The organism is Methyloparacoccus murrellii, assembly GCF_054657115.1.
Window position 1 is genome coordinate 1 of sequence record NZ_BAAHXD010000038.1, and the last position, 24729, is coordinate 24729.

A 24729-nucleotide genomic window follows, 5' to 3' on the forward strand; every position below is an offset into this window, starting at 1 on the left:
CGGCATGGGACACGGAAGGGTTGACGCCAGTTAATGAGAATTGATACCATTTGTATATGGATAGCAACCGCTCATCTCCCGCAAAACCCGGTTTCCCTGTCACCCAGCCCACGGGCGCCATGCGACAGGAGCCCCTGACAACCGAACAGTTGTTCGGCAAGCGTCAGGAAATCGTCATCGTTCATGACGGCGAGGCGTACCGGTTGCGGATCACGCGCAACAACAAGCTGATCCTGACCAAATAAATCGTTCGGGGTGCATCCCGGGATGCGCCTCCATTTTGGATACCGCCAGCCACCGAGTGCCCGCGCGCACGAGGCAGCCAGCATCACCCCATCAACCAGGGGATTCTGTGCTGGCGAAAATGACATGGTGTCTGGTTTGTCTCGGGCTGCTTGCCGGCCCCGGCCACGCCGAAACTGCCACCGCCATCCCGGCGGAACCGGAGCAACGCCCGGTCACCGCCGAGGAACCCGCCGCGCAGATCCCGGAAACCCGCCGCGAGCCGGCGCAGGAAACCGTGAACGAATCCGCCGCAACCGCCGAGACCATCGTCAGCCTGGAGGATGTGCACGTCACCGCCACCCACCCCATGCGCGACGACCGCGACTTTCCCGGCACGGCCTCGGTGATCGATACCGAGAACATCGAGCGCCGCCTGATGCGCACCATCAAGGATATCGTGCGCTACGAGCCGAATGTCTCGGTCGAGAACGACCCCCAGCGCTTCGGCCAATCCGGCTTCAACATCCGCGGCGTCAGCGGCAACCGCGTCCTGACCCTGGTCGATGGCGTCCGGGTACCGGACAGCTTCGCCATCGGTTCCTTCCAGAGCGCCGGCCGCAACTACGTCGATGTCGACTCGCTCAAGGCGGCGGAGATCGTGCGCGGCCCTGCCTCGGCGCTCTACAGCAGCGACGGCATCGGCGGCGTCGTCAGCTTCATGACCAAGGACCCGGCCGACTATCTGGACCTGTTCGGCCAGGACAACTACGAGGCGCTGAAGCTGATGTACAACAGCGCCAACCAGAGCTTTCTCCAGACCGGAACCGTTGCCAGCCGCGCCGAGGGCTGGGACGGGCTGCTGCTGCTCACCCACGCCGACGGGGCCCAGTACGGCAACATGGGCAGCAACGACAGCAAGTCCAGCGCCCGGACCACACCCAACCCCCAGGACACGCGGCTGCTCAACCTGCTGTCCAAGGTGCTCTACCACGTCGACGAAGACAACATCATCCGCCTGACCGGCGAGGCCACCGAGAACCAGATCTTCACCGACGTCTACTCGCTCTACGGGACCAATTACACCGGCCGCAACGTCTACCAGTTCGACACCCAGGACCGCCAGTCGCGCTGGCGCGTGAGCCTGGACGAATCGATCCGTCGCATCGGACTGCCCTGGCTGGAAAACCTCAGCTGGCGGCTATACGGCCAGAGCAGCCGCACCCGCCAGAATGTGCAGGAGGGACGCACCCTGCCCCTGGGCGGCGATCAGACCCTCGACCGCCGCTTCAGTTACGACGCCACCCTGGTCGGCGGCCAGGTCCAGGCCGGCACCAATTTCGTGTTCCAGTCCACCGGCCATGCCGTCAGCTACGGCGCCGAGGTGTTCCATACCGGGATCGAGGAACTGCGCGATGGTCAGTTGTGCGCCACGGGCACCATCGACTGCACCAATGTCGTCACCCCCGACAGCTTTCCGGTCCGCGACTTCCCGCTCAGCGCGATGCTGCGCGCCAGCGCCTTTGTGCAGGATCGCATCACCGCCCTCGACGGGCGTCTGGAACTGCTGCCGGCGCTGCAATACGAGTACTACGGGCTGGATCCGCGAATGGATCCGATCTATGCCAAGACCAACCAGGACAATCCGCCGATCGCGCAATCCTTCAACAAGGTGCTGCCCAAGTTCGGCACACTCTTCCATTTCACCGACGCCATCGCCCTGCACGGGCAATACTCCGAGGGCGCCAGGGCGCCGAATTTCTCCGACGCCAACACTGGCTTCGCCAATTTCGCCTTCGGCTATGCCTCCATTCCGAACCCGGAGCTGAAACCGGAGACGGTCGCCAGCGGCGAGATCGGCCTGCGCCTCGAGGGCACCCATGGCTTTGCCGACGCCACCCTCTTCCGCAACGACTACCACGGCTTCATCCAGACCGCCGTGGTCTGCCAGCCGACCCTGGAAACGCCCTGCCCGCCCTACAACCTGCTGACCTATCAGGCCATCAACACGCCCGGCACAGTGCAGTTGCAGGGCTTCGAGTTCAAGGGGGAAACCCCGCTCGGCAAACTCTGGCCGACGCTCGACGGGCTCTCGCTGATCGGCAACTACGGCATGACCATCGGCCAGAACCTGGAAACGCAGGCCTACATCAACAACGTCAACCCGATGCGCGGCGTGATCGAGCTGCGCTATGACGACCGCGGTGGCGACTGGGGCTCCCAGGTCTTCCTGTCCCTGACCGGCCCCAAGCTGGCGCAATACATCGACTACCAGAACGCCCCCACCGCCTTCCCCACCGGAGGCTACGTGCTGCTCGACGCCACCGCCTATTACCGGTTCAACGACCACGTCACGGTCAACGCCGGCCTCTTCAACCTGCTCAACAAGAAGTATGTCGAGTGGGAGAACGCCCGCAGCTCGAGCAACGACCCGCATGCCGGCCTCGGCCCGCAGGCCGATATCCGCGACCGCTACACCAGTCCCGGCATCAACGGCGGCGTCACCCTGCGCATCGAGTTCTAGGTCCATTCACGCAATCCTGCACCCATCCTTCAGGCCAACCATGGCGGAGCACGACATGAACATCCCGACACAGCCCTGTCCCAAACCCGGCTGCACATGCCTGCTGGCACTGGCCGGCACCCTGCTCGGCACCGGCCCGGCCCTGGCCGACAACAGCCTGGGGCCGAATCCCTACGGGCCCGGCTTCGGCTTCGATGCGCCACAGGAAGCCAGCTGGGGCGGCTGGCAGCGCGCAGCACCCGGTACCGTCCATGCCGAATGGGACGTGTTCAACGATGCCTCCCACGGCAAGGGCGATGACCGGACGGCCGCGCCGGATCGTGGCAGACACGGCACGACCTCGGCCTGGCTGGGCTGGAATGCCGGCACCTTCGTCTCCTCGACGCAGAACCTCTACAGCTTCTCGGTGCCGGAAACCGTCCGCATCAACCTGGCGGCCCCGCCCGGCGCAGGTCGCACCCGCGTCGCCCTGCAGCTGGAAGCGCAGGGCGAGGGCCGGCTGGACCCCAGATACCTGCGGCTGAACGGCCGGGGCGCGAGCCGCATCCTGCAAACCTACCGGGGCACCTACGCCTCCTCCATGGGCCCCGCCGACCTGGTGCACCAGGTCGCGCTGTGGGATTTCGACCAGGCCCCGGACAGTTTCGCGATCGAATTCACGCTGAAGCAGCACACCACCATCCGGCAAATTGCCGTGGACATCGGCCCCCATGCCGGCGGCGAACCGGTCACCCCGGAAGCCCCCGAACCCCTTGCGCGGGTCAAGACCTGGATCAACCTTCCCGCCGAGGATCTCGGCGCCGAGCGGACAACCAGCCTGTACGCCCAGAACCGCCGGTATTTCCCGCAGATCTGGCGCGACCGCCAGCTGGCCTACCAGCAGTCGCCCCGCCAGGCCGGACAGCAGGCCAAACGCCAGCTGACCGGCAAGATCAAGGCGCTGTTCTACGACGAGGCGGCCGCCGACGGCGTCAACACGCTGTTCGTCGACCTTTACCGGCCCGACGGCAACGGCGACCTGAAGCTTGCGGAATGCCGGCTCAAGCCGACCCAGATCCGCCGCTGGGCAAAGGTCATCCTGGACGACCGGAGCCAGCGCCTCGGCACGGCCGTCTATGCCCTGGATGTCAGAAGCACCGAATTCGCCGGTGAACCGGCCAGAACCCGCCTCACCCGGCAGGTCGGCCAATGCGACATCGACCTTGCCACCGCCGGCCTGCAACCCGGCGTGCCGAACCTCCGCGAGGGCGACTACAGCGTGCTCCGGCGCGGCCAGCCCGAAACCCCAGTCACCGCAAACCCTTGAGCATCACGACCATGAACCGACCTGCATCACGAACCGCGGCCACTCGCCCGGCCCGCCTGCGGCATCTGCCGCTGTGCGCCCTGCTGGGCATCAGCCTCAACGCCAGTGCCGACGGCAGCATCGGCATCGACCCCTATGCGCCCGGCCAGGGCTTCGACCGGCCCGGCGAAGCCGCCTGGGGTGGCTGGAACCGCTGCGACGGCGGCACCCTTTTCGCCGAATGGGATATCTTCGACGACGCCTCCCACGGCGCTGCCGACGACCGCACCGCCGCACCCGGCGGCGCGGCCGAACAGGTCGCCGCCTGCGGGGTCACCAGCGCCTGGCTGGGCTGGAGCACCGACGCGGCCAATCCCGCCTTCGCCTACAACAACGGCAACTATCTCTACAACCTCTCCAATGGCGGGCAGGGCGGCACCACCAGCTTGCGGATCAATGCCGCGGGCCCCTTGCGCCCGGGCCTGACCCGGGTGGTCCTGCAATTCGAGACACGCTCCTACCCCATCATGCCGGACAGCCTGCGACTCAATGGCCTCAAGCCGACCCTGGTGGCCAACACGCTCGAGCGGGACACCACCATCAACGGCCGCCCCGCCAGGCTCTTCCACCAGCTGGCGATCTGGAACCTCGGCGCCGCGCCGCCGACGCTGCTGTTCGATTTCGCCACCGAGGCCCATACCGTCCTGCAAATGGTCGCGCTCGATGCCGGACCGCTGAACTCCGGCAGCACCGACGACCCCGGCCAGGCGCCCGTGCCGGCCAGCTGGCTGATCAACCTGCCCGGCGAAGCCCTGCCACCCGCCCTCATCCAGTCGCTGCATGCCCAGCGGCCGGGGTGGTTTCCCGCCGAGTGGCGGCCCAGCCAGCTGACCTACCGGCAGTCGGTCAACAAGGCCGGCACCCGCCTGGGCCGCCGCCTCAAGGGCAGCATCAAGGCCCTGTTCCATGATCCCGCCGAGGGCCCGGCCACCAACCGGGTCTTCCTCGATATCTACCGCAAGGACCCGATCGCCGACATCCGCATCGCGGAATGCGAGCTGAAAACCACCCAGAAACGCCGCTGGACCCGCGTCAACATCGACAATCGGCTGGTCCGGCTGGGGACCGCGCGCTATGCGCTGGACCTGGAACTGACGGAAATCCCCGCAACATCCGCCAGCCGGTTCAAGCGACGCATCGGCCAGTGCGACATCGACCTCGACGCCGAGGGTATTCAGGCCGGTGTTCCCGCGTTGCGCGAAGGCGACTACACCCGCCTCCGCCGCGCCGAGCCATAGGCCCTGCACCCCGACCGACTTTCCAAGGAGACCCCGACGATGAACCAAGCAACCGCCAGACCGGCCCTCGACGACATCCTGCTGGAGGCCCGGCAGTTCCACCTTGCCTTCGCATCCCTGCTGCTGGCGACAGCCAGCGCCGACGGAGAGCCGACCGCCAGTTATGCGCCCTATGTCACGGACGCGGAGGGAAGCTTCTACGTCTACGTCAGCGAACTCGCCGCCCATACCGCCAACCTGCAGCAACACCCGCGGGCCAGCGTCCTGTTCATCGAGGATGAAAGCCATGCCCGCCATCTGTTCGGGCGCCGGCGGGTGACCTACAGCTGCCGGGTGGAGGGGATCGGCCGCCAGGATGCGCGCTTTGCCGGCATCCTCGACCGCTTTGCCGAAAAGCACGGCAAATTCATGGACATGATGCGCGACCTCCAGGACTTCCACCTGTTCCGGCTGGTGCCCGAGCGGGCCAGCTATGTGCGCGGCTTTGCCGAAGCCTTCGAACTGACCGGAGAGCGCCTGGAACAGATCCGGCATCTGAACGACAAGGGGCACCGTGCCGGCAGCCGGGACACGGCCAGCCAGATGAACACGCTGAGCGCTGCCTGAGCCGCGGGAGTTCCTACACGATGTCCACATCCCGTCCCGAAGCACTCCGCGAACACTGGCAGGCCCTGCTCGCCAGCGAACCACAACTGCGAATCCGCGATGCCGCCGGGCGTCTCGGTGCGGCCGAGGCCGAACTGGTGGCACTGGGCTGTGGCACCACGGCAACCCGCCTGGACGGTCCTTGGGATGCGCTGCTGAAGCAGCTGCATACCCTGGGTCCGCTGCTCGGCCTGACCCGCAACGACCATGCCGTGCATGAGCGGCATGGCCGCTACGAAAGGCTCGCCAGCCAGGGCCGGATGCGGATCGTGGGCAGCCCCGGCTTCGAGGCCTGGCTGTTCCTCGACCGCTGGCACAGCGGCTATGCCGTCCAGGAGATCGGCCACGGCCAGGTCCGCCAGAGCCTGCAATTCTTCGACGAGCGGGGCGGCGCGGTGCACAAGATCTACCAGACGCAAGAGACGCTGCCCGGCACGCTGGAGACCCTGGTCAGACAGTTCCGGTCGGCCGACCAATCGCCCGACCACCTGGTCGCGGCCCAGCCGGAGGTGCCGGCAACCGCGGAACAGCCCCGTTTCTGGCCCAGGCATGACGTCGAGGGCCCGCCGCCACCTGACCCGATCGCAGCACATCCCGCGGCCATCCGGCCGCCGGCGGTCGCCCGCGCGGTCGACCGGACAGCGGCCGAAATCGTCCTGCGCGAGGCATCGGCACAGGCCATTCCCCTGCTGATCGCCGTCGGCAATCCTGGCGCCCTGCAATTTCACCGGGGGCCGGTCACCGCCATCCGCAGGACCGGACCCTGGATTAATGTCCTGGATGCGTCGTTCAACCTGCATCTGAGAGACGAGCAGGTCGCCAGCGCCTGGGTGATCGAGGAGGACGCGGACACAGGTCCGAAACGCTGGCTCGGTCTCGCCGACCGTCAGGGCCAGCCTGTGGCGCAACTGTCCTGCCTGCAGCCGTCCGCCCGCTGGGACGCGCTGCTCCAGGGGCTCGCGGCGGCCGTCACCACCGGAGGGCCTGCCTCGTGAACAGACGACAGCATTACCAACGCTTGGCACTGGCCGGCCTGCTGGCCGGGCTGCTCCAGCCGGCCAGCGCGGCGGATCCGCGCATCGTCACGGCGGGTGGCGCCGTGACCGAAATGGTCTACGCGCTGGGCGCGGGCGACCGGGTGGTGGGCGTGGACATCTCCAGCCTGTTTCCCCCGGCCGTCGCGCAGGTGCCTCATATCGGCTACCTCCGCACCCTGAGCGCGGAGGGCATCCTGGCCCTGCGTCCCGACGTGCTGCTCACCACCCCGGAGGCCGGCCCTGCCGCGACGCTGGAACACCTGCGCGCCAGCCGGGTGACGATCGAAACCATACCCTCCGGGTTCACGCCGGCGGCCGTCGAGGAAAAGATCCGTCGCATCGCCCGATCGCTGGACAAACCGGAAGCCGGAGAACGGCTGCTCGCCGACTTCCGCCGGAACTGGCAGGCCACGCAAGCGGCCGTGGCCGGCTACGCCGACCGGCCCCGGGTGCTGTTCGTGCTGGCCCATGCCGGCGGCAGCCCCATGGTGGCCGGGCGCGGCACGGCGGCCGACGCCATGATCGCCCTCGCCGGCGCCGAGAATGCCGCCGCCGCCTTTGACGGTTACAAGCCGCTCACCGCCGAAGCGGCGGTCGCGGCCCATCCCGAGGTCATCCTGATCACTGACGAGGGCATGCAGGAACTGGGCGGACGGGATTCGCTGTGGGCCAATCCCGCCCTGCGCCTGACGCCGGCCGGCCAGCAGCGCCGGGCGGTGGCCATGGACAGCCTCACCCTGCTGGGCTTCGGTCCCCGGCTGCCGACCGCCGTGCGCGCACTCGCCGCCCGCCTGCGCACGCCGGCATCATGAGTGCGCAGGCCGCATCGGCGGACATGGCCGGCCGGCTGCCGGTACTGCCGTTCTTTCTCGGACTGGGCCTGATCTGGCTGTCGCTGAACCTCGCCGCACTGGGCATCGGCGCGGTACCGATCGGCTGGCCGGAACTCCTGGCCTGGGCCACGAGACACCCGGACGGCGCGCCGTCCGGGCAGGCATTGACCGTGTTCTGGGTCATTCGCCTGCCGCGCCTGCTGCTGGCCAACCTCGCCGGCGCCAGTCTCGCGCTCTGCGGAGCGGCCCTGCAGGCGTTGTTCCGCAATCCGCTGGCCGATCCCGGCCTGCTGGGCATTTCCAGCGGGGCGGCGCTGGGAGCGGGGCTGATGATCGTCGTCGCCCCGGCCTACCTTGCCGGCCTGACCGGCTGGGCGAGCCAGGCCGCCGTTCCCCTGGGCGCCTTCGCCGGCGCCCTGCTGGCTATCCGGCTGGTGCAGGGGCTGTCCCGGGGCGCCGGCGTCTGGACGCCCGGCACCACCCTTTTGGCCGGCATCGCCGTCAATGCCCTGGCCGGCGCCGGCATCGGCCTGCTGTCCTATCTCGCCGACGATACCGCCCTGCGCAACTTCACCTTCTGGTCGCTGGGCAGTCTCGCCTCCGCCACCTGGCCGCTGCTGATACCCGTCACGCTGCTGGCGCTGCCCGCCACCGCCCTGCTCTGGCGCGAGGCGGCGGGGCTCAACATGATCCTGCTGGGCGAGGCCGAGGCCGGCCATGCCGGCGTCGACGTGGCCCGGCTGAAACAGCGCGTCGTCACCCTGTCGGCGCTCGGCATCGGCGCATTGGTTGCCGTGACCGGCAGCATCGGCTTCATCGGCCTGGTGGCGCCCCACCTGGTGCGCCTGACCATCGGCCCGGATCATCGCTTCCTGCTGCCGGGCTCGGCCCTGCTGGGCGCCGTGCTGCTGGGCGGCGCCGACCTCGGCGCCCGCACCCTGGCCGCACCGGCGGAGCTGCCGATCGGCCTGCTGACCTCGCTGATCGGCGGGCCATTCTTTCTCTGGCTCATCCGCCGCCAGGCGGGCAGCCCCGAGTCTTGAGCGACGCCATGAGCGGCTGTGCCGGGGCGGGGATCGTCCCCCGCGGCGACGGCGTTGGCCTGACCCTTGGGTTCCGGGGCGCGGATGCCCCGGATTTTTTCCGGACCGCACCCGCTGAGGAGCCACCCGCATCATGTTGAGTGCCATCGATGTGGACAAGCGCTACCGGGAGCGCTGGCTGCTGCGCCATGTCTCCCTGCGCGTCAGGCCGGGAGAGCTGCTGGTACTGGCCGGCACGAACGGCGCCGGCAAATCCACCCTGCTGAAAATGCTGAGCGGCGAATTGACGCCCGATGGGGGTGAAATCCGCTATGGCGACCGGCCGGCCGGCGACTGGCCTCTGCGGGAGCTGGCCAAGCGGCGGGCGGTGATGCCGCAGGACCAGCGGCTCGGCTTCCCTTTCACCGCCCGGGACGTGGTGCTGATGGGACGCTATGCCCACCACCAGGGCTATCCGCGCGCCGCCGACCGCCAGCTCGCCAGGCGCCTGATGGCGTCGCTGGATATCGGGCATCTTGCGCAGCGGCTCTATCCGACCCTGTCCGGTGGCGAACGGGCCCGCGTACAGCTGGCCCGCGCCCTCTGCCAGGTACTCGACAGCGACACGCCCGAACCGCCCCTGCTGCTGCTCGACGAGCCCACCGCCAGCCTCGACCTCGCCCACCAGCAGCTGGCGCTGTCGGTGGCACATACCTTCACCCGGCGCGAGGGCGGCGGCGTTTGCGCCGTGCTGCACGACCTCAATCTCGCCGCCCAGTATGCCGACCGCCTGGCCATCCTGGCCGAGCAGCGCCTGCTGGCCGAAGGCCCGCCCGCCACGATACTGACCGAGGCCCTGCTCAGCCGGGCCTTCGCCACCCAGGTCCAGGTCATTCGCCACCCGGCGCTGGCGCATCCCCTGGTAACGACAGCCCGTCCGGGCAGCGCCCCGGACGGCCATGCCGCCACAGGGCAGGCGTGCGCGGCACGCGGCGGCATCGAGGTTTCACGGTAGCTGTGGTAAATTAAGAATGACTATCATTTGCCACACTTGCCATCGTGAAATCCGATCTCAGCTGCCTCGGCGAGGGCGAATCCGCCGTGATCCAGTCCATCGAGGCCGATGAGGCCCTGCACCACCGCCTCAGGGCGCTGGGATTCAGCGCCGGCAAACCCATCTCGGTGATCCGCCGCGGGCGCTTCCATGGCCCCCTGCAGGTGCGTGTCGGCATGACCGACGTGATTCTCCGCCGCAGCGACGCCGCCAAGATCAAGATTGCCCTGCCGTCATGAAGCGCCTGGCTCTCCTGGGCATGCCGAACACCGGCAAGTCCACCTTCTTCAACCGCCTGACCGGGGCCCGCGCGCGGGTCGGCAACTGGCCGGGCATCACCGTCGACCTGATGGCGGCGAAGACCCTGCTCGGCGCCTCGCTGACCCAGGTCGTCGACCTGCCGGGCATCTACAGCTTTCACGGCTTCTCGGAAGACGAGAAGGTGGTGCGCGACTTCCTGGAGCACAACCCGGTCGACCTGGTCGTCATCGTTCTCAACGCCACCCAGATCGACCGGCAACTGCCGCTGGCGCTACAGATCCGCAAGCTGGGCCTGCCGGCCGTCATGGTGCTGAACATGGCCGACGAGGCCCGCCAGCTCGGCATCCGCGTGCATACCGCCCGGCTTGCCCAGGCCCTCGGCTTTCCGGTGGCGCTGGTGAGCGCGAAATACGGCCAGGGCTTCAACGAGGCCCGGCAGCTGATCGGCCAGGCGCTGGATGCCGGCCAGCCGGCGCGACCGCCGGAATTGACCCAGGTCTTTGCCGAGGATCACGCCATCGAGACGGAAACCGGCACCCTGCTCAAGGCCGCCGTCGACCTGCCGCGACAGTTTCCACGCAGCCGAACGGTCTGGCTGGACCGCTTCCTGCTGCACCCCTGGCTGGGGCTGCCGCTGTTCTTCCTGTTCATGTTCCTGCTGTTCCAGTTCATCTTCACCCTCGGCAAACCGATGCAGGACGGAGTGGCCTGGCTGCTGACGGAAGCGCGCGCCCGCGGGCTGGAACCCTGGATGAGCGGCTGGCCGCCCCTGCTCAAGGGGCTGGTGCTGGACGGCATCTACAACGGCGTCGGCACGGTGGCGTCCTTCGTACCGATCATCATCCTGTTTTTCCTGGTGATGACCCTGGTGGAAGACAGCGGCTACCTGTCCCGGGTCGCCTTTCTGATGGATGCGCTGATGGCCCGCCTAGGCCTGGATGGCCGCAGCTTCGTGATGCTGCTGATGGGTTTCGGCTGCAACGTCCCGGCCCTGATGGGCACCCGGGTCATGCGCTCGCGTCCCCTGCGGCTGCTGACGATGCTGGTGGTGCCGTTCTCGCTGTGCTCGGCCCGCTTGCAGGTCTTCCTGTTCATGACCGCCGCCCTGTTCAGCGCCCGGGCGGCGCCGGTGGTGCTGTTCAGCCTGTATGTGCTGAGCTTCCTCGCCGCCCTCGGCACGGCGCTGCTGTTCAAGCGCCGCTATGTGAGTACCGAGCCCTTCGTCATCGAACTGCCGCCCTACCGGCTGCCGACCTGGCGTCAGGTCGTGCTGCGCGGCTGGCACGAGGTGCGGCACTTCCTGCGGCGGGCGTCCAAGTTCATCACCGCGGGCGTGGTGGCGGTGTGGCTGCTGACCAACCTGCCGCCGGACGTGCCGCCGAGCAGCGCGGAGACCCTGGCCGGCCACATCGCCCGCTTCCTGGCACCGGTGCTGACGCCGATCGGCATCGACGCCGAACTGAGCCTGGCGCTGATCTTCGGTTTTGTCGCGAAGGAGATCGTGGTCGGCTCACTGGCCGCCATCTATGGACTGGAGGGTGACGCGCTGATGGGCCTGATGGCGCAGAAACTGGACTGGGTGCAGGCCTACAGCTTCATGCTGTTCACGCTGATCTACGTACCCTGCCTGTCGACCATCGCCACCCTCAGGCAGGAGGCGAAGAGCATCGGCTTCATGCTGGCATCCATCGTCTGGTCCCTGCTGCTGGCCTGGATCGTCTGCCTCGGCTTCTACCAGGGCGCCCGGGCGCTGGGCTTCTGAACGCCCAGGCCCCCGGCGACGGCAGGGGCGGGCTGCCTACTGGACCTGGGCCTCGTATTCGGCCTTGTCCTTCTCGTACAGGGCCTTGAGGCTGTCGCAGTTGGCCGCGCCGACGTGGCGCGCGGCGATGCAGTCATTGTATTCCTGCTCGGATTCTTCCAGGCGGATGGCCGCCTCTTCCGCGTCGGGCCCGCCGATCACGGTCCGGTTGCGGTGGCTGCATCCCTGCAGCAGGCTGCCAAGGACAAGCACGGCGAGAACGGGCAAATAGGTCTGTTTCATGGGCAAGGGACGGTCGAAAAGTGGGTGTAGTGAACCACAGACCGCCGGACCAGGCAAAACCGGCCTCGGCCAGCGCCGGCCCTGCCGCAGGCAAAAAAAACCGGCCGCAGCCGGTTTTGCCAGGCATGGCTGTCAATCGAGCCGATCGGACGCCCCCCGCGTTATTAGAATTTGCTTGCCCGGATTCGGCTCCAAAATCGATCCTGGACTGCGCTCGGCTTGAAAAAGAAACCCGGGCTAGCCGGGTTTCGAAAGCGAGATACAGACACACCCTCCATGGTGCGAAAAATCCTACTGGCTCCCGGCAGCGGCGTAAATTCGTAAATCTACGTACAAACCACAAGGTTTCTGTCCGGGCGCCATCGGCACGCCCGGGGTGCCGGCAACAAGCTCACCGGCGAACGATGAGCTCGACGTCGTCGATGAGGAAACGGGTGGCCCGCGAACGGTTTTCGCTGCCGGTGAACTGGATGCGCAAGGTCCTGCCGCGATAGGCGCTCAGGTCGAATGCCCGCAGGACATAGTCGGGTCCGGCATCGCGGTTGGAATACACCGCCAGCCGCTGGCGCAAAGCACCCGCCGGCGTGCGCAGGGTCAGGCTGAGCCGGTCGCGAACCGGCGCCGCCGCCGGCTCGTCGGTATCGATGCGCAGCCAGAAGCGCAGCTCCGCGGCGCAGATATCCGCCGGCACGGTCAGCTGCTGGAACAGCCGCTGCTGGTTGGCACGGCCACGGCCATTCAGGCTCGCCGCCCAGTCGCCGGCATGGGTCAGGCCGGCCCCGGGGCGGGCGATGGCCGCCAGCAGGCCGCGCCAGGGCGGCTGGGCGCCGGCCTCGAACCCGCCGTTCGCCAGCAGAGATGGCTGCGGCTGGCAGTTGGCGGGCGCGCCGGGATTGCGGGTGGTCACGCTCACCTCGCCGGCATCCGCCCGGTTGCCGGCCTGATCGGTGGCCGTGGCGGTAAGCACATGCATGCCGTCGGCTACCGTCGAGGAATCCCAGGCCAGCGCGTAGGGCGGCCCGGTCACGCGGCCCACCACCCGGCCATCGACCAGGAAGGCGACGTCGGCGACGCCAGAGCCGCCAACCGTGTCGGTGGCTTCGGCCACCAACCTGATCGGGCCGGACAGGGCCGTACCGGGCAGGGGCTCCAGCAGCGCGACCCGGGGCGGCGCGGTATCGCCCGGCAGGTGCTCCAGGAAGCGGGTGTTGAGCAGCCGGTTGGGTGATCCCGGCCCCGCGGCCAGCACCTTGCCCAGCGTGGCGCCAGCCAGCAGGGCGGCCATCACCTGGGCCGGCGCCGAACCCGGCCGCGCGGCGAGAAACCGGGCGGCAGCGCCGGCCGCATGAGGCGTGGCCATGGATGTGCCGCTCAGCATCTCCACCGCCGCATCGCCGCTCGCCCAGGCCGACGGGATCGCGCTGCCGGGCGCGAACAGATCCAGGCAGCTGCCGTAATTCGAGTAATCCGCCCGCTGGTCGCCGGTGTCGGTAGCGGCGACCGTCAGGGCCTCGGCGACCCGCGCCGGCGAGGCCTTGCAGGCATCGGCGCCGCTGTTGCCGGCCGCGACCGCATAGACCACCCCGGCATCGATGGAATGACGCACCGCCGTATCCAGCGCCAGCGAATCCCCGGCGGCCAGGCTGAGATTGGCCACCGCCGGGCCGGCCTGGCGGCGAACCTCCGCGGTCAGCCACTCGATGCCGCTGATGACGCCGGAGACCGTGCCCTCGCCGTCGCAGTCCAGCACCCGCACCGGCACCAGCCGGACCGCCTTGGCGACGCCGAACCGCGCCCCGCCGATGATGCCGGCCACATGGGTGCCGTGCCCATCGCAATCCGCGGTGCCCCGGCCATCGCCGATGCTGCTGAAGCCCGCCGCCACCCGGCCACCGAAATCCTGATGGGTGGCGCGGATGCCGGTGTCGACGACATAGACCGCGACGCCCGCGCCGTCATTGGAAAACTGGTAGCTGCCGTCCAGCGGCAGGCTGACCTGATCGATGCGGTCCAGCCCCCAGGGCGCGCCCGGCTGCACCAGGGCGGTGGCCACCCGGCCATCCTCCTCGACCAGCGCGACCTCGCTCTCCAGCGCCAGCGCCTGCGCCTCGGCCTCGCTCATCTCGGCGACGAAGCCCTGCGCCGCCTGCCGCCAGCGCCGCCCCGGGCGCAGGGCATGCCGCGCCGACAGGCCGGCCACGCGGGCGTCATCGGCATCGACATCGGCCGGCTGCCCCCGCAGCAGCACGATATAGCGCCCGGCAACCGGCTGCTGCGCCCGCCGGAAGACGCCGGCCTCTGCGCCGCTGCCGGCGCAGAACAGCAGGCTAGCCAGCAGCAGGCAAGGCAACGGGAAGCTGGGGAGGCGCATGGGATGGCGGTCTCGGCGAGCGACGGGATCGGGGCCCCGGAGAGCCCGGAGTCTACACCCGATCGGCAGGCTTTTCCGACCCGTCGCCACCACCGCCGGCACAGGCTTTCGCCGCTGCCGGCTGACGTAGAATGGCGCCTTTGGCCGCGACCGTCTGGTTGTCCCCTCCCGTGCCCGAACCCCGCCCATCACCGGATGTCCCCGCCAGACGCCGGCGCCTGATCCTGGCGCCGCTGGCATTGCTGGCGCTTTATGCGATGGCCGGCTTCCTGGGCCTGCCCCATCTGGCCCGGACCTACTGGCTGCCGGAACTGGAGCGCTCCAGCGGCCTGCGGCTCGCAGCCGAGCGGCTGCGCTTCGATCCCTTCCGCCTCGATCTCGAACTCCGGCACCTGACGGTGCGCGACGCGGCGGGCGACGCCCCGTTCATCCTCGGCGACGCACATCTGGACCTCGAGGCCCTGGACACGCTGCGCCGGGGCCGCCCGGTCATGAGCCTGAGCGTGGAAAATCCGGTCGTGACGCTGCGGCGCGACGAGCAGGGGCGGCTGAGCCTCGCCGGTTTCCCGCTGAGCGGCAGCGGCAATCCGGCACCGGGCCTGCCGGTCGGCCTCGGCCGGCTGGCCGTCCGGGGCGGCAGCCTGGTCTTCGAGGATCTCGCCAACAACCGGCGGACGACGGCCCGCTACGACGACATCACGCTGACCTTGGCGGACGGCGCCGGCCATGCCGGTCGCGGGGATGCCTTCGCGCTGACGGCGCTGGGACCCGACGGGGAACGGCTGGCCGTCACCGGCACCCTGACACGGAATCCGCTGCGTCTCGATGGCCGGCTGGAAACCGATCATCTGAACCTGGCCGGCTGGTCCGGCCTGCTGCCCGAGGCGCTCGGCTGGCAGCTGCTCGGCGGCCGCGCCGAACTCCGGGGCGATTTCGCCTGGTCTGCGGCCGGCAGCCAACCGGGCCTGAAGCTGACCCTGTCGCAGGCCAGCCTGGCCGGGCTGGCCGCCGTCCAGGGCCAGGCCGAAAACCGGCGGATAGCCATCGAGCGCTTGGACAGCGGCCCGTTCGACTGGGATGGTCCGGCCCGGCGCATGTGCCTGGCCTGGCTGTCGCTGACGGGCGCCACCACCCCCTGGGGCCGGCTGGACCGGCTCAGGGCGGAAAACCTGCTGGCCGGTACCGGCGGCGGCGATGCCGCGCTGGCCAGCATCGAGCTGGAACAGCTGCACCTTGCCTCCGCCCAGGTCATGGCACTCAAGGCCGGCCCGCTGGCCTACGCGGGCGAGACCCGCGCGCTCACCCTGGAAGCCGTGGACATCGCCGCCCTCAAGGCGCCCGGCCTCGCCGCGAAGGGACTGAGGATCGCGGGCCTGCAAGGCAGCCTGGCGGAGGGCGCCCGCCTGTCCGGGCTGCGGGCAGGCTCGCTGCAGGCGGACAGCGCCGAGTTCCGCTCCGGACGGGTGCGGCAGCTGGCGGCGGACGCCATCGGCTACCAGACCAACCCGGGGCGGCTCGGCATCGGCAACCTGTCCGCGGCGCAACTGGATTCGCCCTGGGGCAGCCTGACGTCGCCCCGGCTGGAAGCGCTCGACTACCGCCTGGCCGAACGTGCCCTGCAGACCGGCCCCCTCGTTGCCGCCGCCGCCGAGGGAGCCTGGGGCCATGCCGGCACCCTCCGCGTCGACCCGGTCGAGCTGGACCCGGGACTGACGCGGCTGACGACACCCCGCCTTGAGGTCCGGGCCCTCGCTACCCGCTGGGGACGGGTGGACATTCTCGCGCTGGAACAGCTCGGCGTGGACCTGGCCGGCCGTTCGGCCAGTGCCGGGCGCCTGATCGGCCAGGACATCACTGCAGCGCCGGGCCGGCTCGCCCTGCTGACGGGCAGCCAGCTGCGCCTTGACGGAGCCGGGCGGCGCCTGACCCTGGCCGATGCCAGCGCGCGGGACATCCGCACCGAGGACGTGCAGGCCGCCGGCCTGACTGTCTCCACCCTGGAACTGGACCTGGCCGGCCAGCGCTTTCGCCTGCAGGCGGCCGAACTCACCGATGCCCTGGCCCTGGGCCGGATCGAGGCCGAGGCCGCCAGCCCGCCGCCGGCGCAGAGCGAGCCGCTCCCAGCCGGCGCCGGCGCAACGGCCGATGCCGCGGCCAACCCCTATCAACCGCGCCGCGCCAGACTGGGCCAGCTGCGCCTGGAGGATATCCGCGGCGGCCTGCGCCCGCGCGAGCTGGCCATCCGCCGGATCGTCACCGACAAGACCGCGCTGGATGTCATCCGTCGCGATCCGCAGACCCTCGAAATCCGCGGGCTGCCCGCCTTCGGGCGCGGATCCCTTGGCCCGGCCGGCCCGGCCTGGCGCTTCGCCATCGACGAGTTCCAGCTCGGCGACTCGTCCATCCATGCCTTTGACGAAACCACCGAGCCGCCGGTGCGCCTGCGCTTCAACGGCCTGACGCTGAAGGCCTACGACCTCACCACGGAGCGGGACAACGCCACGGAATTCCGGCTCCGCACCCAGATCGGCAGCAGCAGCCGCTTCGAGGCCGAGGGCCGGGCGCAATTCCGGCCGCTGCAGCTGAACTTTCGCTTCGGTCTGGACAAGCTGCGCCTGCGCAGCATCGAGCCCTACTGGAAGCCCCTCACCAACGTCGACCTGCAACGCGGCAACCTGAGCCTCTGGGGCGATGTGGTCGTGCGCGAAGATCCCGGGTTGCACCTCGATTATGCCGGCGGCGCCGAGGTGCTGGAGGTGGACGCCGTCGAGCGCGGCAACCGCCAGTCGGTGCTGAAATGGGACCTGCTCAAGGTCGATGGTCTGGCCATCAGCAACCGCCCCTCGCGTTTCGTGGCGCGCGTGCTCACGGCGGAAAAGCCCTACGCCCGCGTAGCCGTGGACGAGCACGGCCAGCTGAACCTGCTGGAAGCGCTGGAGCCGCCCAGTCAGGCGGCGATCCCGGCCGGGCTGGAGGCGCTGCAGGTCGAAAGGACGCCCGCGAACCAGCTGCCGTCGGCCTCCATCGGTCTCTTGCGCATCAAGGATGGCGTGGTGAACTTCAGCGACCGCAGCATGAAGCCGGGCTTCATCGCCGAGGTCCGCAAGTTCGACGGCACGATCACCGGCCTGTCCTCGCGCGCCGACGCCAAGGCCAGCCTGAGCCTTGAGGGCCGGCTCAACGGCAATGCGCCGGTGCGGGTGTTCGGCGAGCTGGATCCCATGGAATACCGCGACCACACCGACATCACGGCGCAGTTCAAGGGGCTGAACCTGACCAATTTCTCGGCCTATTCCGGCCAGTTCGGCGGTTACCGGGTGGAACGCGGCAAACTGGACATGGATCTGCGCTACCGGCTCCGGGCCGGCCAGGTCGAGATCGAGAACCGCGTCATCCTCGACAAGCTGACCCTGGGCGAGCGGGTCGGCGACAACGGCTCCTGGCTGGTGGATTTCGCCATCCAGCTGCTGAAGAGCGGCGACGGCAAGATCGACGTCAACCTGCCGGTCTACGGCGATCTCAGCAACCCCCAGTTCAGCCTGTGGGCGCTCTACCGCGATGTCTTCGCCAACCTGATCGCGCAGGTGTACTTCACGCCCATGCTGCTGGTGGACGAGGTCATCGGCCGGGAGGCGGCTGCGCATTACACGGTGGCGTTCCCGCCCGGCAGGATCGAGCTGACCGATACCGGGGCCGCCGCACTGACCGAGGTGGCCCGGGCGATGGCGCTGCGGCTGGGCGCGAGCCTCGATATCGAAGGCAGCGCCGATCCCCGCCACGACCGCCTGGCGCTGGCCGGCCGCGCACTCCGGGAACAGCTGATCACGGCACGGCGCGCCGAGCTGCGTGCCCAGGGCGTGCGCCTGCGCAGCGACGCGGTGCCGGAGCTGACGGACACCGATTACCGGCGGCTGTTCACGACCTATTACCGGGAAAAGCATCCCTTCGCGGCGGAATTGCGCGAACTCGAGGACCGCCGGCAGACGACCCTCGACGGCCCGCTGTTCGACGCCGCCCAGCGCAAGGTCCTGGGCGAATGGCCGGTCGACGAGACCACGTTGCGCGCGCTGGCCATGGCGCGGGCGGAGAGCATCCGCGGCTATCTGATCGAGGAGGAGGGCGTACCCGACGAGCGCCTGTTCCTGCGCGAGGTCAGGCTGGCGATTGCCGCCGACGAACAGGTCCGGGCGGCGCTGACGCTGGAGAGCTTTTGAGCCAGCGTGCCGGCGGGTGACGCCAGCGCGGGGGCTTCGGGCATAATCCCGGCACCCTGACCCGGCCTGCCCGCGCGATACGCCAGATGCCCAGCAACGAAAACTCCCCCGGCGCGCGGCGCCCCGCATCGTGGCCGCGCCAGGCATGGCGCGTGGCCCGGGCGGCCGCCGGCGGGCTGCTGCTGGCCACCGGCCTGGGCGGTTGCCTGTCGCCACCGGCGCTGGACGTTTCAGTCATGAGCTACGACCGCGTGACCACCGACCTCCTCTCCCAGCAGTTGCTGCTGAACATCGCCCGCGCGCGCCATCACCAGCCGATCCACTTCACCGCCGTCTCCAACATCGCCGCGACCTTCGACTTCCGCTTCAATGCCGGCGCCGGCCCGGCCGCCACCGGCAGCTCCGGCGGCATGCTGGTGCCGACCTTCGGCGGCAGCGTGGCGGAGAACCCCACCATCACCATCGTGCCGATCGAGGGCGAGGCCTTCACCAAGCGGCTGCTGACGCCGGTGGCGGAGAGCATGATGACCCTGCTGATCCGCCAGGGTGCCGACGTCGACCTGGCGCTGCGGCTGATCGCCGGGGAATTCCGCAGCTTCGGCGCGGCGGGCGAGACCGTCTACCACAACCGGCCGACCGATCCGGGCTATTCGGTCTTCCGCCGGCTGGTGCTGCATCTCTCCTCGATCCAGGACCGCAACGCCCTCTACATCGAGCCGCTGCGCTTCGAGCAGTCCTGGGATTTCAGCCGCGAGCAGGTCACGCCCGAACACCTGAACACGCTGGCCGCCGACTACAAGGTGGAATGGAATGCCGCGCAGCGGGTCTACCATGTCTCGCGCCAGGTCACGGGCCGGGTGATCATGACCAACTACGATCCCGACATGCTGGGCAACGCGGAGCGGATGCGCCTGAACGACTGGGCCGAGGGCAGTCCGGCCAACGAACTCAATGTCGACATCCGCCCCAGCCATGTCGGCGGGGAATACCCCATCCACGGCAACTTCCGGCTGCGCAGCCTGGCCAACATCATCAATTTCATCGGCCGCGGCATCGCCGACGAGCCGGAGTTTCCGGTCGACAAGGATCCGCGCACGCCGCCGGTCGCGGAGAACCCCGCCCGTACCCTGGACGTGACCGAGACCGAGTCGGCCCCCGGCGACGCCGACCTGTCGGTGGCCTTCCGCGACCTCCACTACGCGCTGCGGCCCGAGACCGGCCATCCGTGGAATCACGAGGCCTTTACCCTGCTGCACCAGATGTTCCAGATGACCGTCACCGAATTGCCGAAGGCGGGCGTGCCCAGTCTGACCATTGCGAAATGATACGGGTTATCATTTGCGAGCGTCGTGCGATCTAGCGCCCGCCCTCAACCCAACCCCATGTCCGGAGACTGCCCCTGATGAACAAGCTCGCCATCCTGTCCCTGCTGCTGCCCGCCGCGCTGGCCGCCTGTGTTCCCACCCCCCCGGTGACCGAGAACAACGACGGCACCTACACCATCAGCCAGACCGGCGGCTGGGGCTACGACATGCATGACGTCAAGACCGAGGTGAAGCAGCAGGCCAACCAGTTCGCCCGCCAGGCGGGCAAGGATCTCGTCATCCTCAACGAGGAGGTCAGGCCCATGCGGTCCTACGGCACCTATCCTTCCTACGACGACACCTACACCCTGACCTTCCGGCTGGGCGACCGGACGGCCCACTAGCGGCGCGAGCCGCCCGGCCCGGGCGGGCGGCCTGGGCCAAAGGGCGGACAGCGGGCCGCCCGCCGTCACCATTTCTTCATCGCCCTGCCATCAACCGATCATGGAGCGTCCGTATCGTGCCCCGCTGAATCTGGCACTACGGAAGCTCCATGCGGACCCATCCCGACGACCCCATCACCTTCAGGCCGCGGCGGCACGCCGTGGAAATCGCCACGCGAGCGGACGATGTCCGCGCGGCACAGGCACTGCGCTATCGCGTGTTCGGCGAGGAAATGGGCGCCCGGCTGCACAGCCGGGTCGACGGCCTCGACGCTGACGAGATCGACGACCACTGCGATCATCTGCTGGTGCGCGATCTCGCCACCGGCGCGGTGGTCGCCTGTACCCGGCTGCTGAGCGACACGGCGGCGGCGCGGCTCGGCCACTTCTATTCGGAGGGCGAATTCCGCCTCGACGGGGTACTGGGCCTGCCGGGCCGCTTCCTGGAAATCGGCCGCACCTGCGTGGACCCGGTCCAGCGCGGCGGCGTGGTGCTCGGCATGCTGTGGAACGGCCTCGCCGAATACGTGTACCGGCATCGCTTCGACTATCTGATGGGCTGCGCCAGCATCCCGCCAGGGCCCAGCGGCTTCGCGGTCGACGCCGTCTACCGGCAGATCCGGCCGGAGCAGTTCGGGCCGGCGCATCTGGCGGTCTCGCCGCGCCGGCCAGTGCCGCCCGGGCGGCGCTGCATCCGCGACGAAAGCGGCATCCCGCCCCTGCTGCAGGCCTATCTGCGGCTGGGCTGCTGGGTCTGCGGCGAACCGTTCTGGGACGAGGACTTCAACGTCATGGACGTGTTCATCCTGCTCGACCTGTCGCGGTTGCAGGCCCGCTATGAGCGACGCTTCATGGGCACGCGCACGGAGACGGAGCATGGGATCCTGCCGGCGCTGGTATAGGGGCATCCTGATCGCCGGCATGTTCGCGCTCGGGCTGCTGGCCGTGGCGCTGGTCATGCCCGGCCTGCGGCGCCTGTCCCGACGCCGCGCCGAGGACTGGTGCGAGGCCATCGTCCTCGCCTGGAACCGCGCCGTGTGCCGCATCCTCAGGCTGCGGCTGCGCATCACCGGCCGGCCCGACCCGGCCGCCGGGCTGACGGTCGCCAACCATGTCTCCTGGCTGGACATCATCGCCCTCGGCACGCAGCGGCCATTCCGGTTCGTCGCCAAGGAGGAGGTCGCACGCTGGCCGGTCATGGGTTACCTCGCGCGCGGCATCGGCACGCTGTTCATCCGCCGGGGCGATGCCGAGCAGGCCGCCGCCACCGGCGAGGCCATGACCTGGCTGCTGCGCCGGGGCGCGCACCTGCTGCTGTTCCCCGAGGGCACCACCACCCGCGGCGAACAGGTGCTGCGCTTCCACGGCAAGCTGTTCCTGCCGGCTCAGCTGGCCGGCGCCAACGTGCAGGCGGTCGCCCTGCGCTACCGGGGCGAGGCCGCCGGGCTCGCGCCCTTCGTCGACGACGATGCCTTCCTGCCGCACCTGCTGCGCATGCTGGCGCTGCCCTGCATCGAACTGGAACTGCACTACTGCCCGAGCCTGCCGGTCGGCCTGCGCCGCGATCAGCTGGCCCGCGCCAGCCGGCTGCAGATCGCCGAATGGCTGTATCCGCGCGAGCGGCGCCCGCGTCCGCTCCACGAGGCCGTCACACAACCGTCACGCATTTGTCACGGGGACTTCACGCAACGCCCCTAAGGTGACGTCACACAGGCAAGGTGAGAGCACGAAGATGAAGCTGAATTACCGGAGCGTCTGGATTTCCGACGTTCACCTCGGCACGCGAGGGTGCAAGGCCGAGTACCTGCTGGACTTTCTCGACCACATCGATTGCCAACGGCTATACCTGGTCGGCGACATCGTCGACTTCTGGAAGCTGAAGAATGGCTTCTACTGGCCCGCGCTGCACAACGCCATCGTGCGCAAGGTGATGGCGCTGGCCACGACGGGCACCGAGGTGATCTACATCCCGGGCAACCACGACGAGGTGTTCCGCGGCTACATCGGCACGGTCTTCAACGGCATCGCGCTCCAGGAGCGGGCCGTCCACGAAACCGCCGACGGCCGCCGGTTCCTGGTGGTGCACGGGGACGAATTCGACGGCGTGGTCTGCACCAGCCGCTGGCTGGCGATGCTGGGCAGCGAAGCCTATGACTTCCTGATCGCGGTCAACCGCTGGTTCAACATCGGCCGCCGAATACTCGGCTTCCCCTACTGGTCGATGTCCGCCTACATCAAGCACAAGGTCAAGAATGCCGTGAACTTCATCTTCGACTTCGAGCGGGCGCTGCTGCACGCCGCCGAAGAACAGGGGCTCGACGGCGTCATCTGCGGCCACATCCACCATGCCGCCATCCACGACAACGACCGCGGCATCCGCTACTGCAACACCGGCGACTGGGTCGAAAGCTGCACTGCCCTGGCGGAAACCGCCGACGGCACCATTTCCATCATCCGCTGGGTCGAGGACAGCGCCCGCTTACTGGAGGATCCGCTCCTTGAAACTTGCCCTGATCACGGACGCCTGGCGCCCGCAAATTAACGGCGTCGTGACGACGCTGAGCACGGTTGCCGAACGGCTGGGCGCCTTCGGGCACGAGGTCGAAACCGTCACCCCCGACCAGTTCCGCAACTGGCCATGTCCGACCTACCCGGAAATCCGTCTGGCACTGGGCTGCGGCGATGGCCTGCGGCGCCGGCTGGACCGGCTGCGGCCGGACGCCATCCACATTGCCACGGAGGGCCCGCTGGGTCTGGCCGCGCGCGCCTATTGCCGGCGGCGCGGGCTGCCGTTCACGACCTCGTTCCATACGCTGTTCGCGGAGTACGTGAACGTCCGCACCGGCCTGCCGCTGTCCTGGGGCTACCGTTTCCTAGCCTGGTTCCACAATGCCGGCGAACGCGCCATGACCGCGACCCCGGGCCTGGTCGAACAGCTGCGCCAGCGCGGCTTTGCCAGGCCGGTGCTGTGGTCGCGCGGGGTCGACACCGACCGGTTCCGGCCGCGCCGGGAAGACCTGCTGCCGGGCGCCGGACCGAAGCTTCTCTATGTGGGCCGGGTGGCGGTGGAGAAAAGCATCGAGGATTTCCTGGCGCTGGAGGTGCCCGGCACCAAGTTCGTCGTCGGCGACGGCCCGCAGCGGCCGGCACTGGAACGGAAATATCCCGCCGCCGTCTTCCTCGGCTACCGGCACGGCGAGGAACTGGCGCGCCACATCGCCTCGGCCGACGTGTTCGTGTTTCCCAGCCGCACCGATACCTTCGGCCTGGTGATGCTGGAGGCGCTGGCCTGCGGCGTGCCGGTGGCGGCCTATCCGGTGCAGGGTCCGCGCGACGTGATCCTCAGCGACCGGGTGGGCTGCCTCGACGAGGACCTGGGCCGGGCGGTGACGACCGCCCTGCGGCTGGACCGCCACGACTGCCGCCAGTATGCCCTCGGCTATACCTGGGACCGCTGCGCACGGCTGTTCGAAAGCCATCTGGCGCCGATCCCCGCGGGGCCGGGCAAGCGCGCCGGCACCCGCTGAGCGGTTCCATGCCGCCCGGCGTCACGCGTTCTTCATCATCCCTTCACAGACCCGTCACGCGAGCCCGTTAACGTGCCGGCAGGTCCGCCATCTCCGGCGGACCGACATCGCGAGAACCAGGCCATGAAAATCATGCAGACCATCCATCAGTACGACGTCCACGTCTTCCTGTGGGTTGCCGCGCGCAAGACCCGCCACACCCTGGCGGGACTGGCGCGCATCGTTTCCAGGACCGCCGACGGCCCGCTCTACCTGCTGCTGGCCACGGTGCTCTACAGCGCCGGCACGGAGCCGCAGCGCAGCCTGCTGCATGCCCTGCTGCTGGCGTTTGCCTGCGAACGCCCGCTGTACCTGGTGTTGAAGAACGTCTGCCGGCGCAATCGCCCGCAGGCGGCGCTGAACATCCCGAGCATCATCATCCCCTCGGACCGCTTCAGCTTTCCCTCGGGACACACCTCCGCCGCCTTCATGGTGGCAACCCTGGTCAGCCACTGCTATCCCGAGTGGATGCCGCTGCTGTTTTCGTGGTCCGTGCTGGTCGGCATGGCCCGCGTCGTGCTCGGCGTCCACTTCCCCACCGACACCCTGATTGGCGCCCTCATGGGCAGCAGCCTGGCCCTGCTGAGTCTGGAGATCCTGCTTTAA

21 protein-coding genes are annotated in these 24729 nt (G+C 69.0%); 19 read left to right on the forward strand and 2 right to left on the reverse strand.

Going from position 1 to position 24729, the window contains the following annotated elements; genetic code table 11:
- The first annotated feature begins 119 nt into the window (after positions 1–119).
- From hemP to feoB, 11 genes are all read left to right on the forward strand, one after another.
- Complete coding sequence (hemP, locus tag ACYQ1H_RS11215; RefSeq protein ID WP_460028124.1) at positions 120–245, forward strand: hemin uptake protein HemP; 126 nt, start codon at positions 120–122, stop codon at positions 243–245.
- A gap of 119 nt (positions 246–364) precedes the next feature.
- Positions 365–2746, forward strand: a complete 2382-nt coding sequence (locus ACYQ1H_RS11220) for a TonB-dependent hemoglobin/transferrin/lactoferrin family receptor (protein ID WP_460028125.1) — start codon at positions 365–367, stop codon at positions 2744–2746.
- A gap of 55 nt (positions 2747–2801) precedes the next feature.
- Complete coding sequence (locus tag ACYQ1H_RS11225; RefSeq protein WP_460028126.1) at positions 2802–4052, forward strand: hypothetical protein; 1251 nt, start codon at positions 2802–2804, stop codon at positions 4050–4052.
- 11 nt (positions 4053–4063) lie between these two features.
- Entirely contained in the window at positions 4064–5329 is a 1266-nt protein-coding gene (locus ACYQ1H_RS11230) for a hypothetical protein (RefSeq protein WP_460028127.1), read from the forward strand.
- Positions 5330–5368: 39 nt separating this feature from the next.
- Positions 5369–5935 (forward strand): HugZ family pyridoxamine 5'-phosphate oxidase, encoded by a 567-nt coding sequence (locus tag ACYQ1H_RS11235; RefSeq protein ID WP_460028128.1) that lies wholly within the window; start codon positions 5369–5371, stop codon positions 5933–5935.
- A 20-nt stretch (positions 5936–5955) separates the two neighbouring features.
- A complete protein-coding gene (locus ACYQ1H_RS11240; protein ID WP_460028129.1) occupies positions 5956–6969 on the forward strand; it encodes a ChuX/HutX family heme-like substrate-binding protein in 1014 nt (337 codons plus the stop codon).
- Positions 6966–7823 carry a heme/hemin ABC transporter substrate-binding protein gene (locus tag ACYQ1H_RS11245; protein ID WP_460028130.1) on the forward strand — a complete coding sequence of 286 codons (858 nt, stop codon included), beginning with the start codon at positions 6966–6968 and terminating at the stop codon, positions 7821–7823. The genes ACYQ1H_RS11240 and ACYQ1H_RS11245 overlap by 4 nt, the downstream gene beginning before the upstream one ends.
- Positions 7820–8887 (forward strand): FecCD family ABC transporter permease, encoded by a 1068-nt coding sequence (locus tag ACYQ1H_RS11250; RefSeq protein ID WP_460028131.1) that lies wholly within the window; start codon positions 7820–7822, stop codon positions 8885–8887. Before ACYQ1H_RS11245 ends, ACYQ1H_RS11250 begins: the two co-directional genes overlap by 4 nt.
- Positions 8888–9023: 136 nt before the next feature.
- The gene (locus tag ACYQ1H_RS11255; RefSeq protein ID WP_460028153.1) at positions 9024–9881 is read left to right on the forward strand and encodes a heme ABC transporter ATP-binding protein; all 858 of its coding nucleotides are present in this window, start codon (positions 9024–9026) and stop codon (positions 9879–9881) included.
- A gap of 44 nt (positions 9882–9925) precedes the next feature.
- A complete protein-coding gene (locus ACYQ1H_RS11260) occupies positions 9926–10159 on the forward strand; it encodes a FeoA family protein (protein WP_460028132.1) in 234 nt (77 codons plus the stop codon).
- The gene (feoB, locus tag ACYQ1H_RS11265; protein WP_460028133.1) at positions 10156–11943 is read left to right on the forward strand and encodes a ferrous iron transport protein B; all 1788 of its coding nucleotides are present in this window, start codon (positions 10156–10158) and stop codon (positions 11941–11943) included. The genes ACYQ1H_RS11260 and feoB overlap by 4 nt, the downstream gene beginning before the upstream one ends.
- A gap of 36 nt (positions 11944–11979) precedes the next feature.
- Here the strand turns inward: feoB and ACYQ1H_RS11270 are convergent, their stop codons facing one another.
- Both ACYQ1H_RS11270 and ACYQ1H_RS11275 read right to left on the reverse strand, forming a co-directional pair.
- Entirely contained in the window at positions 11980–12225 is a 246-nt protein-coding gene (locus ACYQ1H_RS11270; protein ID WP_460028134.1) for a hypothetical protein, read from the reverse strand.
- A gap of 391 nt (positions 12226–12616) precedes the next feature.
- A complete protein-coding gene (locus ACYQ1H_RS11275) occupies positions 12617–14596 on the reverse strand; it encodes a S8 family serine peptidase (protein ID WP_460028135.1) in 1980 nt (659 codons plus the stop codon).
- A gap of 170 nt (positions 14597–14766) precedes the next feature.
- Between ACYQ1H_RS11275 and ACYQ1H_RS11280 the strand changes: the two genes are divergently transcribed.
- The 8 genes from ACYQ1H_RS11280 to ACYQ1H_RS11315 all read left to right on the forward strand — a co-directional run bounded on the left by ACYQ1H_RS11280 (position 14767) and on the right by ACYQ1H_RS11315 (position 24729).
- Entirely contained in the window at positions 14767–18810 is a 4044-nt protein-coding gene (locus ACYQ1H_RS11280) for a DUF748 domain-containing protein (RefSeq protein WP_460028136.1), read from the forward strand.
- Between the two features lie 86 nt (positions 18811–18896).
- Positions 18897–20135, forward strand: coding sequence for a hypothetical protein (locus ACYQ1H_RS11285; protein WP_460028137.1), 1239 nt, complete (start codon positions 18897–18899; stop codon positions 20133–20135).
- 77 nt (positions 20136–20212) lie between these two features.
- Positions 20213–20518 (forward strand): hypothetical protein, encoded by a 306-nt coding sequence (locus ACYQ1H_RS11290; RefSeq protein WP_460028138.1) that lies wholly within the window; start codon positions 20213–20215, stop codon positions 20516–20518.
- Positions 20519–20667: 149 nt separating this feature from the next.
- Positions 20668–21459, forward strand: coding sequence for a GNAT family N-acetyltransferase (locus tag ACYQ1H_RS11295; RefSeq protein ID WP_460028139.1), 792 nt, complete (start codon positions 20668–20670; stop codon positions 21457–21459).
- Complete coding sequence (locus ACYQ1H_RS11300; protein WP_460028140.1) at positions 21434–22255, forward strand: lysophospholipid acyltransferase family protein; 822 nt, start codon at positions 21434–21436, stop codon at positions 22253–22255. The genes ACYQ1H_RS11295 and ACYQ1H_RS11300 overlap by 26 nt, the downstream gene beginning before the upstream one ends.
- A gap of 34 nt (positions 22256–22289) precedes the next feature.
- Positions 22290–23099: a UDP-2,3-diacylglucosamine diphosphatase gene (locus ACYQ1H_RS11305; RefSeq protein ID WP_460028141.1), complete on the forward strand. Its 810-nt coding sequence runs from the start codon at positions 22290–22292 to the stop codon at positions 23097–23099.
- Entirely contained in the window at positions 23056–24084 is a 1029-nt protein-coding gene (locus tag ACYQ1H_RS11310; protein ID WP_460028142.1) for a glycosyltransferase family 4 protein, read from the forward strand. Before ACYQ1H_RS11305 ends, ACYQ1H_RS11310 begins: the two co-directional genes overlap by 44 nt.
- Before the next feature lie 123 nt (positions 24085–24207).
- Positions 24208–24729: a phosphatase PAP2 family protein gene (locus ACYQ1H_RS11315; RefSeq protein ID WP_460028143.1), complete on the forward strand. Its 522-nt coding sequence runs from the start codon at positions 24208–24210 to the stop codon at positions 24727–24729.